At 74.0% G+C, this 12,178-nt stretch carries 14 protein-coding genes; all 14 read left to right on the forward strand.

Annotated features, from left to right (window positions below):
* Position 1 precedes the first annotated feature (1 nt).
* The 14 genes from ACN27D_RS27540 (at position 2) to ACN27D_RS27605 (ending at position 12,084) form a co-directional block, all read left to right on the forward strand.
* A complete protein-coding gene (locus tag ACN27D_RS27540; RefSeq protein WP_121685676.1) occupies positions 2-613 on the forward strand; it encodes a riboflavin synthase in 612 nt (203 codons plus the stop codon).
* Complete coding sequence (gene pnuC / locus ACN27D_RS27545; protein ID WP_121685675.1) at positions 613-1,308, forward strand: nicotinamide riboside transporter PnuC; 696 nt, start codon at positions 613-615, stop codon at positions 1,306-1,308. Before ACN27D_RS27540 ends, pnuC begins: the two co-directional genes overlap by 1 nt.
* The gene (locus ACN27D_RS27550; protein ID WP_120573848.1) at positions 1,305-2,570 is read left to right on the forward strand and encodes a bifunctional 3,4-dihydroxy-2-butanone-4-phosphate synthase/GTP cyclohydrolase II; all 1,266 of its coding nucleotides are present in this window, start codon (positions 1,305-1,307) and stop codon (positions 2,568-2,570) included. The genes pnuC and ACN27D_RS27550 overlap by 4 nt, the downstream gene beginning before the upstream one ends.
* Before the next feature lie 4 nt (positions 2,571-2,574).
* Entirely contained in the window at positions 2,575-3,072 is a 498-nt protein-coding gene (gene ribH / locus ACN27D_RS27555; protein ID WP_121685674.1) for a 6,7-dimethyl-8-ribityllumazine synthase, read from the forward strand.
* 26 nt (positions 3,073-3,098) lie between these two features.
* Positions 3,099-3,380 (forward strand): phosphoribosyl-ATP diphosphatase, encoded by a 282-nt coding sequence (locus tag ACN27D_RS27560; RefSeq protein ID WP_198039659.1) that lies wholly within the window; start codon positions 3,099-3,101, stop codon positions 3,378-3,380.
* A 43-nt stretch (positions 3,381-3,423) separates the two neighbouring features.
* Entirely contained in the window at positions 3,424-4,269 is an 846-nt protein-coding gene (hisG, locus tag ACN27D_RS27565; protein ID WP_120570489.1) for an ATP phosphoribosyltransferase, read from the forward strand.
* Complete coding sequence (locus ACN27D_RS27570; protein WP_421500354.1) at positions 4,266-5,228, forward strand: DMT family transporter; 963 nt, start codon at positions 4,266-4,268, stop codon at positions 5,226-5,228. Before hisG ends, ACN27D_RS27570 begins: the two co-directional genes overlap by 4 nt.
* The gene (locus ACN27D_RS27575; protein ID WP_181726749.1) at positions 5,225-5,698 is read left to right on the forward strand and encodes a PH domain-containing protein; all 474 of its coding nucleotides are present in this window, start codon (positions 5,225-5,227) and stop codon (positions 5,696-5,698) included. Before ACN27D_RS27570 ends, ACN27D_RS27575 begins: the two co-directional genes overlap by 4 nt.
* A 325-nt stretch (positions 5,699-6,023) precedes the next feature.
* Complete coding sequence (gene infC, locus ACN27D_RS27580; RefSeq protein ID WP_120570487.1) at positions 6,024-6,674, forward strand: translation initiation factor IF-3; 651 nt, start codon at positions 6,024-6,026, stop codon at positions 6,672-6,674.
* Between the two features lie 19 nt (positions 6,675-6,693).
* The gene (rpmI, locus tag ACN27D_RS27585; RefSeq protein ID WP_007075851.1) at positions 6,694-6,888 is read left to right on the forward strand and encodes a 50S ribosomal protein L35; all 195 of its coding nucleotides are present in this window, start codon (positions 6,694-6,696) and stop codon (positions 6,886-6,888) included.
* A 32-nt stretch (positions 6,889-6,920) separates the two neighbouring features.
* The gene (gene rplT, locus ACN27D_RS27590; RefSeq protein ID WP_043324928.1) at positions 6,921-7,313 is read left to right on the forward strand and encodes a 50S ribosomal protein L20; all 393 of its coding nucleotides are present in this window, start codon (positions 6,921-6,923) and stop codon (positions 7,311-7,313) included.
* A gap of 32 nt (positions 7,314-7,345) precedes the next feature.
* On the forward strand, positions 7,346-8,230 hold the full coding sequence (locus tag ACN27D_RS27595) for a TrmH family RNA methyltransferase (RefSeq protein WP_358194466.1): 885 nt from the start codon (positions 7,346-7,348) through the stop codon (positions 8,228-8,230).
* Positions 8,231-8,398: 168 nt separating this feature from the next.
* Positions 8,399-9,460: a phenylalanine--tRNA ligase subunit alpha gene (pheS, locus tag ACN27D_RS27600; protein WP_121685670.1), complete on the forward strand. Its 1,062-nt coding sequence runs from the start codon at positions 8,399-8,401 to the stop codon at positions 9,458-9,460.
* 26 nt (positions 9,461-9,486) lie between these two features.
* The gene (locus tag ACN27D_RS27605) at positions 9,487-12,084 is read left to right on the forward strand and encodes a phenylalanine--tRNA ligase subunit beta (RefSeq protein ID WP_421500355.1); all 2,598 of its coding nucleotides are present in this window, start codon (positions 9,487-9,489) and stop codon (positions 12,082-12,084) included.
* Positions 12,085-12,178: the final 94 nt, after the last annotated feature.

The raw sequence follows: 12,178 nt of genomic DNA on the forward strand, positions 1-12,178 counted from the left end.
CATGTTCACCGGCATCGTCGAGGAACTGGGCGAGATCGTCCGGAGCACCGAGACCGGCGACGACTCCGCGCTGGTCGCCATCCGCGGCCCGCTCGTCACCTCGGACGCCCGGCACGGCGACTCGATCGCGGTCAACGGCGTCTGCCTGACGGTGGTCGACGTCGACGGCGGCGTGTTCACCGCCGACGTGATGGGCGAGACGCTGCGCCGCACCGCACTCGGCGCGCTGCGTCCCGGCGACCCGGTCAACCTGGAACGGGCCGCCGCGCTCGACAGCCGCCTGGGCGGGCACCTGGTGCAGGGCCACGTCGACGGCGTCGGCGAGATCGTCGCCCGGGAGCCCGCGGCGCAGTGGGAGACGGTGCGGTTCCGGCTGCCCGCCGGACTGGCCCGGTACGTGGTGGAGAAGGGCTCGATCACCGTCGACGGCGTGTCCCTGACCGTCGCCGAGGTGGGCGACGACTGGTTCTCGGTCGGCCTGATCCCGACCACGCTGAAGCTCACCGTGCTCGGCACGAAGCGGATCGGCGACCCGGTCAACCTGGAGGTGGACGTGCTGGCCAAGTACGTCGAGCGGCTGCTCGGCGACCGGAGCGCGGGGGGTGCGCGGTGATGGGCCCGCTCGGCTGGCTGCTCGACGCCCAGGTGCACGTGGCCGGCTCGCCGGTGCTGGTGCGGGAGATCGTCGGCAACGTGTTCGGGCTCGGCTCGGCGCTGCTCGGGCTGCGCCGGGTGGTCTGGGCCTGGCCGGTCGGCATGATCGGCAACGCGCTGCTGCTCACCGTGTTCCTCGGCGGCGTCTTCGTCACCCCGCAGGCGCACGACCTCTACGGCCAGGCCGGCCGGCAGGTCTTCTTCTTCGCCGTCAGCGTGTACGGCTGGTGGCGCTGGTCGCGCAACCGGCGCGCCGGTGGCGGGGACGAGCCGGCCGTGGTGCCGCGCTGGGCCACCTGGCGGGAGCGGCTCGGCCTGCTCGTGGCCGCCGCCGCCGGCACCGCCGCCGCGTACCCGGTGCTCGCCGCGCTGGGCTCGTGGGGGCCGCTGCCGGACGCCTGGATCCTGGTCGGCAGCCTGCTCGCCACGTACGGCATGGCCCGCGGCTGGGTGGAGTTCTGGCTGATCTGGATCGCCGTCGACGCGGTCGGTGTGCCACTGCTGCTGCGCGGCGGCTTCTACCCGTCGGCCGCCATGTACCTGGTCTACGGCGCGTTCTGCGCGGCCGGCCTGTACAGCTGGTGGCGCACCTCCCGGGCCGTCGCGACCGCGCCCGCCCCGATCCCGGCGACGTACTCGGAGGCCGTGGCATGAGCACGTTCGGATCGATCGAGCAGGCGGTGGCGGACATCGCCGCCGGGCGTCCGGTGGTCGTGGTCGACGACGAGGACCGGGAGAACGAGGGCGACCTGATCTTCGCGGCCGAGCTGGCCACGCCGGAGCTGGTCGCGTTCATGGTCCGCTACACGTCCGGCTACATCTGCGTGCCGCTGACCGAGGACGAGTGCGACCGGCTGGACCTGCCGCCGATGCACCACACCAACCAGGACCGGCGCGGCACCGCGTACACGGTGACGGTGGACGCCCGGGAGGGCGTCAGCACCGGCATCTCGGCCGCCGACCGGTCGCACACCATCCGGCTGCTCGCCGACGCCGCGACCGGCCCGACCGACCTGGCCCGGCCCGGTCACGTGGTGCCGCTGCGCGCCCGTGCCGGCGGGGTGCTGCGCCGCCCCGGGCACACCGAGGCGGCGGTGGACCTGACCCGGCTGGCCGGGCTGCGCCCGGCCGGGGTGCTCTGCGAGCTGGTGAACGACGACGGCACCATGATGCGCCTGCCGGACCTGGAGAAGTTCTGCGCCGAGCACGGGCTGACGCTGGTCACCATCGCGGACCTGATCGCCTACCGGCGGCGTACCGAGAAGCAGGTCGAGCTGGCCGCCGAGGCCCGGATGCCCACCCCGTACGGCGTGTTCCGGGCGCTCGGCTACCGCGCCGAGCACGACCCGGCCGAGCACGTCGCGCTGGTCATGGGCGACCTCGGCGACGGGCGGGACGTGCTGGTGCGGGTGCACTCCGAGTGCCTCACCGGCGACGTGTTCGGCTCGCTGCGCTGCGACTGCGGCCCGCAGCTGCAGGCCGCGCTGGCGCGGGTCGCCGCGGAGGGGCGCGGCGTGGTCCTCTACGTGCGCGGGCACGAGGGCCGGGGCATCGGCCTGCTGCACAAGCTCCAGGCGTACCAGCTCCAGGACCAGGGCCGCGACACCGTGGACGCGAACCTCGACCTCGGGCTGCCGGCCGACGCCCGCGACTACGGCACCGGCGCGCAGATCCTCTACGACCTGGGCGTCCGGACGATGCGGCTGCTGACGAACAACCCGGCCAAGCGGGCCGGCCTGGAGGGGTACGGCCTCACCGTGACCGGCCGGGAGGGGCTGCCGGTGCGGTCCAACCCGGAGAACGTGCGCTACCTGCGCACCAAGCGGGACCGGATGGGCCACCTGCTGGACGGACTGGACGAGGTGACCGAGGCGCCGATGGGCCGCCCGGTCGCCGGTGACGAGATCGGAGCGTAGGGCGATGGCGGGTTTCGGTGAGCCGGGCGTGACCGCGGTGGACGCCGCCGGGATGACGGTCGGCGTGGTGGCCGCCCGGTGGCACGGCGACCTGACCGACCACATGACCGAGCGGGCGGTGGCCGCCGCGCAGGCCTGCGGGGCGCGGGCCGTGGTGGCCCGCGTGGCCGGCTCGGTGGAGCTGCCGGTGGTGGCCCAGGCGATGGCCCGCCGCTTCGACGTGGTGGTCGCGCTCGGCGTGGTGGTACGCGGCGCGACGGCACACTTCGACTACGTCTGCCAGTCGGTCACCGAAGGGCTGACCCGGGTGGCGCTGGACGAGGGCAGGCCGGTGGCGCACGGGGTGCTGACCGTGGACACCATCGAGCAGGCCCGGGACCGGGCCGGGCTGCCCGGCTCGGCCGAGGACAAGGGCTGGTCGGCGACGGTGGCCGCGCTGGACGCGGCCCTGGCCGTCCGCGCGCTGGACGCCCAGTCCGCCCACCGGGTCGGCTTCGCCTGACCCACCCGGCCCGTCACCGGGAGCGGCTGGAAGAATCGCCTTCCGTGAAGACGTTCGAGGAGTTGTTCGCCGAGCTGCAGGCCAAGGCCGCCGCCGGCACCCCGGGCTCGGGCACGGTCGAGGCGCTCGCCAAGGGCGTGCACTTCATCGGCAAGAAGGTCGTCGAGGAGGCGGCCGAGTCGTGGATGGCCGCCGAGCACGAGGGCCCGGAGCGGGCCGCCGAGGAGATCTCCCAGCTGCTCTACCAGGCGCAGGTGCTGATGCTCGCCACCGGCCTGGAACTGAAGGACGTCTACCGACATCTGTGAGTGCCCGTCCGCTGATCATCCGATCGAACGAAGGAGCACTCCCATGCTGCGTGTCGCAGTACCCAACAAGGGCGCCCTGGCCGAGTCGGCCGCCGGGATGCTGCGCGAGGCGGGCTACCGCCAGCGCACCGACCCGAAGGACCTGGTCTGCCGGGACGAACCCAACGACATCGAGTTCTTCTACCTGCGTCCCAAGGACATCGCCACCTACGTCGGCTCCGGTGACCTGGACGTCGGCATCACCGGCCGCGACCTGCTGATCGACTCCGGCGCGCCGGCCGAGGAGGTGGTCGACCTCAACTTCGGGCGGGCCACGTTCCGGTTCGCCGCCCGGCCCGACGACGTCGCCTCCGTCCAGCAGCTCGGCGGGCACCGCATCGCCACCGCGTACCCGGGTCTGGTCGAGCGGCACCTGGCCGAGCTGGGCGTCAAGGCCGACGTGATCCGCCTGGACGGCGCGGTGGAGAACGCCATCCGCCTCGGCGTGGCCGACGTCGTCGCCGACGTGGTGGAGACCGGCGCGACGCTGCGCCAGGCCGGCCTGGTGGTCTTCGGCGAGCCGCTGCTGCGCTCCTCGGCGGTGCTGGTCCGCCGCGCCGGCGCGACCGGCGGCGCGCAGCAGGAGCAACTGCAGCGCCGGCTGCACGGCGTCCTGGTCGCCCGCCGGTACGTGATGCTCGCCTACGACGTGCCGGCCGGCCTGCTCGACCGGGCCAGCTCGCTGACCCCGGGCATCGAGTCGCCGACGGTCTCGCCGCTGCACCGGGAGGGCTGGGTCGCGGTGCAGGCGATGGTGCTCCGCGACGACGTGCACCGGATCATGGACGAGCTGTACGAGCTGGGCGCCCGCGCGATCCTGGTCACCAACATCCACGCCTGCCGGCTGTGAGGCCGCTGCCGCTCCCGGCCGCGCTGGCCGTGGTCGTGGCCGGCGGCGTGGCCTCGGCCGCCCAGGGTGCGGTCAACGCCGAGATGGGGGAGCGGACCGGCGCCCCGGTCCTCGGCGCGGTGGTCAACAACCTCGGCGGCTGCCTGCTGGTGCTGGCCGGGATCGTGGCGCTGCCCTCGATGCGCGCCGGGCTGGCCGGGCTGCGCCGCTCCGGGCTGCCGTGGTGGACGTACCTCGGCGGGGTGGGCGGCGCGGTGATCGTGCTGGTCGCGCCGGTGGTGGTGCCGGTGCTCGGGGTGGCGGTGTTCACCATCGCCCAGGTGGCCGGCGGCAGCCTCGGCGGCCTCGCGGTGGACCGGGCCGGGCTGGCCGCCACCGGCCGGATGCCGCTCACGGTGCCCCGGGTCGGCGGGGCGGTGCTCGGCGTCGGCGCTGTCGCGCTCGCCCAGCTCGGCCGCCCGATCGGTGACCTGGCGGTCGGGCTGGTGCTGCTCTGCGTCCTGGGCGGGCTGGCGGTGGCCGGGCAGTCCGCGCTCAACGGCCGGGTCGCCGCCTCGGTCGGCCCGGCCGCCGGCCTCGCCGTCAACTTCGCGGTCAGCACCGTGGTGATCGGCGCGGTCGCGGCGCTCACCGGCGCGCTCGCGAGCCAGCCCCCCTGGCCTGCCCAGTGGTGGCTCTACCTCGGTGGCCTGCTCGGCGTCGGGATCGTGCTCTCGCTGCTGGTCGGGGTACGCGCCGCCGGGGTGCTGCGGACCGGCCTGGCGCTGGTGGCCGGGCAGCTCGGCGGCGCGCTGCTGCTCGACCTCGTACTGCCCGGCGGCCCCGGTGTCCGGCTGCCGGTGCTGGCCGGCGCCCTGCTCACGCTGCTCGCCGTGGTGGTCACCAGCCTGCGCCGGCGCGGCCCGGACCGTGTGGCGGCCGAAGGCGCGCCCGAACCGGATGGCAGACTGGTCGGGTGAGCGATTCCGTGGTGACCGTGCGACCCCGCCGCGTCCGGGTCGTCTGCTGGGCCTCGGCCGTCACGCTGATCGTGGTGTTCAGCCTCGTCGCGACGTCGCTGACCGGCGCCACCGGCAACGGCTACGGCACGTTCCAGCGCGGCGACCAGTTCGCCATGATCGGCCTGGGCGTCTTCGGCGCGCTGGGCTTCCTGCTGTTCACCCGCCCCCGCGTGATCGCCGACGCCAGGGGCGTCCGGGTGCGCAACGTGTTCAGCTCGTACGAGCTGCCGTGGGAGGTCGTCCGTGGTGTCCGGTTCGACCGGGGCGCCCCGTGGGCCAGCCTGGAGCTGCACGACGACGACCTGCTGCCGATGGTCGCGTTGCAGGCCGCCGACAAGGAGAGCGCCGTCGAGGCGGTCCGCGCGCTGCGCCGCCTGCACCAGGCGCACCTGGCGGCGCTGTCCGCCGGCCAGTCGGCACCCCGCTGACCAGCGAGCCCGGTTTGGGTGGGCCTGGGCCGAGGGTGTAGTGTTGCGGAGTCGACCAGACTGCCCCCGTCCCTGACGCGCGGGCGGTCGAGAAGCGGAGCGCCCGCTCCCACCCGAGTCGCCGCCACGGTGGCCGGGTCCGGTCCCCGGTTTCGGGCACGTCCCGACGCCGGATGCGCGATCCTGTGATCGTGCCGACCGGTCGAGTGGGCCCTGGCATACGCCGGGGCCTTCTGCTTTCCGGGTCGGCTCCCACCCGGGAGCCCACGGAGTCGGCACCGTAGGAGACTCGACTCGAGGAGGCCCCATCAGCGTCGAACCACGCGTGAACGAGCAGATCCGGGCACGTGAGGTCCGACTGGTCGGCCCTGAGGGTGAGCAGGTGGGCATCGTCCCGCTTGAGCGCGCCCTGCAGCTGGCCGCGGACGTCGACCTGGACCTGGTCGAGGTTGCGCCGATGGCGCGCCCGCCGGTGTGCAAGCTCATGGACTTCGGCAAGTTCAAGTACGAGAGCGCACTCAAGGCGCGCGAAGCGCGGCGTAACCAGCAGCAGACCGTCATCAAGGAGATGAAGCTCCGGCCGAAGATCGACCCGCACGACTACGAGACCAAGAAGGGTCACGTGGTGCGGTTCCTCAAGGCCGGCGACAAGGTCAAGGTGACGATCATGTTCCGCGGTCGCGAGCAGAGCCGCCCGGAGCTGGGTTACCGGCTCCTGCGCCGGCTCGAGTCCGAGATCACGGACCTGGGATACGTCGAGGCCGCGCCGAAGCAGGACGGCCGAAACATGATCATGGTTCTCGCTCCGCACCGGGCCGTGAAGGCCTCCGCGGTCGCCGCCACGGCGTCCCGCGGTGGACCGCGCGACCGGGCTGCGGAGGAATCGGCCGCTCCGGCGACCGGCGAGACCCCGGCGGCCGGCGAGACCGCAGCAGCCGGTGAGACCGGCACGACCGCTGAGACCAGCGGCCAGTAACAGGGGAGAAGACGTTCCAATGCCGAAGATGAAGAGCCACACGGGTATGGGCAAGCGGGTCAAGGTGACCGGCAAGGGCAAGATCGTTGCCCAGCAGGCCGGCCTTCGCCACAACCTGGAGAAGAAGCCCAGCACCCAGACCCGTCGGCTGACCGGCACCGTCGAGCTGGCCAAGGCCGACACCAAGCGCATCAAGAAGCTGCTCGGCCGCTGACGCGAGCCACCTGAACCGAAGAAGGAGTTGAGATGGCACGCGTCAAGCGGGCTGTGAACGCCCAGAAGAAGCGTCGTACCCTGCTGGAGACCGCGAGTGGTTACCGCGGTCAGCGCTCCCGGCTGTACCGCAAGGCCAAGGAGCAGGTGCTGCACTCGATGCAGTACTCCTACCGGGACCGTCGCGACCGCAAGGGCGACTTCCGGCAGCTCTGGATCCAGCGGATCAACGCCGGCGCCCGGGCCAACGGCCTGACCTACAACCGGCTGATCCAGGGCCTGCGCCTGGCCGGCATCGAGGTCGACCGGAAGATCCTGGCCGACATGGCCGTCAACGACGCCGCCTCGTTCGCGGCGATCGTCGAGCTGGCCCGCGCCGCCGTGGCGGCCGAGGGCACCGGTGGCGCCGCGGCTCAGGCCGCCTGACCCACCCCGTACGGCAGATCGAGGCGTCTCCCATGCAGTCACAGTCGCAGGGGAGGCGCCTCGACGCCGTTCCCGGACCGTTCACCCCGCGTACCCCCAGGGTCGTGGCGGCCCGCCGGTTGCAGCGCCGGCGCGACCGCGACCAGGCCGGCCGGTTCCTGGCCGAGGGGCCGCAGGCGGTCCGGGAGGCGCTCGCCCGCACCGGCACCGTGGTCGAGCTGTTCGGCACCCCGGCGGCGCTCGACCGGTACGCCGATCTCGCCGCCGCTGCCGCCCGGGCCGACGTGCCGGTCTCCGAGGTGACCGACGACGCGCTCGCGGCGCTCACCGAGACGGTCGCACCGCAGGGCCTGGTGGCGGTCTGCCGGCACCTCGACGTACCCCTGGAGCAGGCTGTGGCGCGCGGGCCGCGACTGGTCGCGGTGCTCGCCGGGATCCGCGACCCGGGCAACGCCGGCACGGTGCTGCGCACCGCCGACGCGGCCGGCGCGGGCGCTGTGGTTTTCGCCGGCGAGGCGGTCGACCCCTACAACGGCAAGTGCGTGCGAGCCTCCGCCGGCAGCCTCTTCCACGTCGACGTGGTGCGCGCCGCCGACCCGCTCGCCGCCGTCGAGGCGCTGCGGGCCGCCGGCCTCACCATCTTCGCCACCACCGGGTACGGCGACAGCGACCTGGACGACCTCGCCGACGCAGGAAGGCTGGCCACACCTGCCGCGTGGCTGTTCGGCTCGGAGGCGCACGGCCTGCCCGACGAGTTGACCGCCGCGGCCGACGCCCGGGTCCGGGTGCCGCTGCACGGGCGCGCGGAGAGCCTGAACCTGGCTGCGGCGGCGGCCGTGTGCCTGTATTCTTCCGCCAGAGCACAGCGTGCCCCCAGGGCCACGCACGACACAGCAGGGGAGTCCGCCTCGTCATGAACGCGCCACGGCGTTCGTTTAGCCAGCCCGCCGGTGTCGGCGGGCGGCGGGCCTGACCCTTCCCCCTGCACGACTCCCCACCGGCGGGCTGCGGCGAAGCCGCGCGTCCGTAGACTCGCCTAGCCACCCGTGAGGGTCGGCGCCGCCGTGAGGGAGTGCCCGTTCACCATGAGCTACCGCAACGATCCGTACGACCCGAAGCAGGTCGCCCTGCTCGACCCGGACGCCCTGGCCGGGGCCGTGGCCGACGCCGAGAAGGCGTTCGCCGACGCGACCGACCCGGACGCGCTCGCCGTGCTGCGCCCCGCGCACCTCGGCGACCGGTCCCCGGTGTCGCTGGCCCGCCGGGAGATCGGCGCGCTGCCGCCGGCCGCGAAGGCCGACGCCGGCAAGCGGGTCAACGAGGCCCGCCGGGCGATCGAGTCCGCGTACGCCGCCCGGCAGGAGATCCTGGACCGGGAACGGGCCGCGCGGGTGCTGGTCGAGGAGCGGGTCGACGTGACCCTGCCGTACGACCGCCGGCCGCGCGGCGCCCGCCACCCGCTGAGCGTGCTGATGGAGCAGATCAGCGACCTGTTCATCGGCATGGGCTACGAGGTGGCCGAGGGCCCCGAGGTCGAACTGGAGTGGACCAACTTCGACGCGCTGAACATCCCGGCCGACCACCCGGCGCGCGGTCTGATGGACACGTTCCACATCGCACCCGAAGGCTCGGGCCTCGTGCTGCGTACGCACACGTCGCCGGTGCAGGCGCGCACCATGCTCACCCGCAAGCCGCCGATCTACGTGGTGGTGCCCGGCCGGGTCTACCGCACCGACGAGCTGGACGCCACCCACGCGCCGGTGTTCCACCAGGTCGAGGGCCTGGTGGTGGACAAGGGCATCACCATGGCGCACCTGCGCGGCACGCTCGACCACTTCGCCCGGGCCATGTTCGGCGAGGGCGCGAAGACGCGCTGGCGGCCGCACTACTTCCCGTTCACCGAGCCGTCGGCGGAGTTCGACGTCTGGTTCCCGGAGCACCGGGACGGTCCGCAGTGGGTCGAGTGGGGCGGCTGCGGCATGGTCAACCCGCGGGTGCTGCGCGCCTGCGGCATCGACCCGGAGGTCTACTCCGGATTCGCGTTCGGCATGGGCATCGACCGGACCGTGATGGTCCGGCACGGCGTCAGTGACATGCGGGACATGGCCGAGGGCGACGTGCGGTTCACCCGTGCGTTCGGCGCCTGAGCTACGGGAACGGTGGTTTAACAGTCATGCGAGTCTCTGTCAGTTGGCTGCGGGAGTACGTGGACCTGCCGGCCGACCTGCCCACCGGCGACCTGGAGCAGGCGCTGGTCGACCTCGGCATCGAGGTCGAGTCCGTCGTGGACCTGCGCGAGTCGGTCACCGGCCCGCTGGTCGTGGGCGAGGTCCTGGAGATCGAGGAGCTGACCGGCTTCAAGAAGCCGATCCGCTTCTGCCGGGTGGACGTCGGCGCCGCGAACGGCACCGGCGAGCCGCAGGAGATCGTCTGCGGGGCGCGCAACTTCGCCGTGGGCGACAAGGTCGTGGTCATCCTCCCCGGGGGCGTGCTGCCGGGCGGGTTCGCCATCGGCGCGCGCAAGACGTACGGGCGCAACTCTCACGGCATGATCTGCTCCGCCCAGGAGCTGGGGCTCGGCGACGACCACTCGGGCATCGTCGTGCTGCCCGAGGACGTCAAGGCCCAGCCCGGCGACGACGCGCGGCCCGTCGTCGGCCTGGACGACGTCGTGGTCGAGATGGAGATCACCCCGGACCGCGGGTACGCGCTGAGCGTGCGCGGCATCGCCCGGGAGCTGTCGCACGCGCTCGGCGTGCCGTTCCGCGACCCGGCCGACGCGCCCGCGCCCGGGGGGACCGCCGAGCCGGCGTACCCGGTGGAGGTCCGTGACCCGGTCGGCTGCGACCGGTTCGCGGCGCGGATGGTGCGCGGCGTCGACCCGACCGTCGAGACGCCCGGCTGGATGCGGCAGCGCCTCACCGTGGCCGGGGTGCGCAGCATCTCGCTCGCCGTCGACATCACCAACTACCTGATGCTCGAACTCGGCCAGCCGATGCACGCCTTCGACGCGGACCGGATCGCCGGCACGCTCGTGGTGCGCCGCGCCGAGGCGGGGGAGAAGCTGACCACGCTGGACGGGGTGAGCCGCTCCCTGTCCGCCGAGGACCTGGTCATCTGCGACGCTGGGCTGCCCAACGCCCTCGCAGGCGACGGCGCCGGCGTTCCGATCTCGCTGGCGGCGGTGATGGGCGGCGAGACCAGCGAGGTGCTCGCCTCCACCACGAACGTGCTGTTCGAGGCGGCGCACTGGGATCCGGCCACCGTCGGCCGTACCGCGCGACGGCACAAGCTGTTCAGCGAGGCCGCGAAGCGGTGGGAGCGTGGCGTCGACCCGGCGCTGCCGCTCGTCGCGCTGGAGAAGGCGGTCCGGCTGCTCACCGACCTCGCCGGCGGCACCGCCGGCGAGGAGGTGCTCGACATCGACCACGTCGCGCCGCGCACGCCCGTGACGCTGCCGGTGGACCTGCCGTCGCGGCGCGTCGGCGTGGCGTACCCGCCGGACCGGGTGGTGGAGCTGCTGGAGCAGGTCGGCTGCACCGTCACCCGCGGCGCCGACCGGCTCGCCGAGGACCCGGGCAGCGTCGGCACGGCCGCCGGTGGCGGTTCCGCCGCCGGGGGTGGCGAGGTGCTGACCGTGACGCCGCCGAGCTGGCGGCCCGACCTGACCGACCCGGCCGATTTGGTGGAGGAGGTGGTACGCCTCGACGGTTACGACCGGGTGCCGTCGGTGCTGCCCACCGCGCGGCCCGGCCGGGGCCTGACCTGGCAGCAGCAGCGCCGCCGGGCCGTCGCCCGCTCGCTCGCCGAGCGCGGCTACGTCGAGGTGCTGGCGCAGCCGTTCGTCGCGCCGGAGCTGGTCGACCAGCTCGGCCTGCCCGCCGACGACCCGCGCCGCCCCGCGGTACGCCTGGCGAACCCGCTGTCGGAGGAGGAGCCGCTGCTGCGCACCACGCTGCTCGGCCCGCTGCTCGGCATCGTCAAGCGCAACGTCGGCCGGGGCCAGCGGGACGTGGCGATCTACGAGATCGGCACCGTCTTCCACCCGCGTCCCGGCGCCGGCGCCCCGCCCGCGATGGGCGTGGACCGGCGGCCCACCGACGAGGAGTTCGCCGCCGCCGACGCGGTCGTGCCCGCCCAGCCCCGGCACGTCGCGGTGGCGCTCACCGGTGAGATCGAACCGGCCGGCTGGTGGGGCGCGGGCCGCACGGCCGGCTGGGCGGACGCCGTCGAGGCGGGCCGGGCGGTGCTCGACGCCGCCGGGATCCCCGCCGACCGGGTGACGGTACGGGCCGGGGAGCGGGCGCCCTGGCACCCGGGCCGCTGCGCCGAGCTGGTGGTGGACGACGTGGTCGTCGGCCACGCCGGTGAGCTGCACCCGGCCGTGCTGGCCGCGCTGGAGCTGCCCCGGCGTACCAGCGCCATGGAACTGGACCTGGACGCGCTGCCCGCCGCCCCGCTGGCGGCCGGCCCGACCATCTCCACGTTCCCGCCGGCGCTGATCGACGTGGCGCTGGTGGTGGACGACTCGGTGCCGGCCGCCGAGGTGCGGGCGGCACTGGTCGAGGGCGCGGGCCCGCTGCTGGAGGACGTCCGCCTGTTCGACGTCTACACCTCCGAGCAGCTCGGCGAGGGACGCAAGTCGCTGGCGTACAAGCTGACGTTCCGCGCCCCGGACCGGACCCTCGCGGGCGAGGAGGCGGTGGCCGCGCGCGACGCGGCGGTCGCTGTCGCCGCCGAGCGCTTCGGCGCCACGCTGCGCGGCGCCTGACGCCCTGCCCGTCGTGGAGTTGCGGCCCGGAATCGGGCCGCAACTCCACGGCTGGCGAGAGACTCGCCTCATTCCTATGCACTCGACTGTATGA

This window comes from Micromonospora sp. WMMD1274, assembly GCF_049179035.1.
Lineage (GTDB): Bacteria > Actinomycetota > Actinomycetes > Mycobacteriales > Micromonosporaceae > Micromonospora > Micromonospora tulbaghiae.

Coding starts and splice junctions, on each gene's coding strand:
- ACN27D_RS27540 (WP_121685676.1), top strand. CDS start 2: ATGTTCACCGGCATCGTCGAGGAACTGGGCGAGATCGTCCGGAGCACC.
- rplT (WP_043324928.1), top strand. CDS start 6,921: ATGGCACGCGTCAAGCGGGCTGTGAACGCCCAGAAGAAGCGTCGTACC.
- pheS (WP_121685670.1), top strand. CDS start 8,399: ATGAGCTACCGCAACGATCCGTACGACCCGAAGCAGGTCGCCCTGCTC.
- ACN27D_RS27550 (WP_120573848.1), top strand. CDS start 1,305: ATGAGCACGTTCGGATCGATCGAGCAGGCGGTGGCGGACATCGCCGCC.
- ACN27D_RS27605 (WP_421500355.1), top strand. CDS start 9,487: ATGCGAGTCTCTGTCAGTTGGCTGCGGGAGTACGTGGACCTGCCGGCC.
- rpmI (WP_007075851.1), top strand. CDS start 6,694: ATGCCGAAGATGAAGAGCCACACGGGTATGGGCAAGCGGGTCAAGGTG.
- ribH (WP_121685674.1), top strand. CDS start 2,575: ATGGCGGGTTTCGGTGAGCCGGGCGTGACCGCGGTGGACGCCGCCGGG.
- hisG (WP_120570489.1), top strand. CDS start 3,424: ATGCTGCGTGTCGCAGTACCCAACAAGGGCGCCCTGGCCGAGTCGGCC.
- ACN27D_RS27595 (WP_358194466.1), top strand. CDS start 7,346: ATGCAGTCACAGTCGCAGGGGAGGCGCCTCGACGCCGTTCCCGGACCG.
- pnuC (WP_121685675.1), top strand. CDS start 613: ATGGGCCCGCTCGGCTGGCTGCTCGACGCCCAGGTGCACGTGGCCGGC.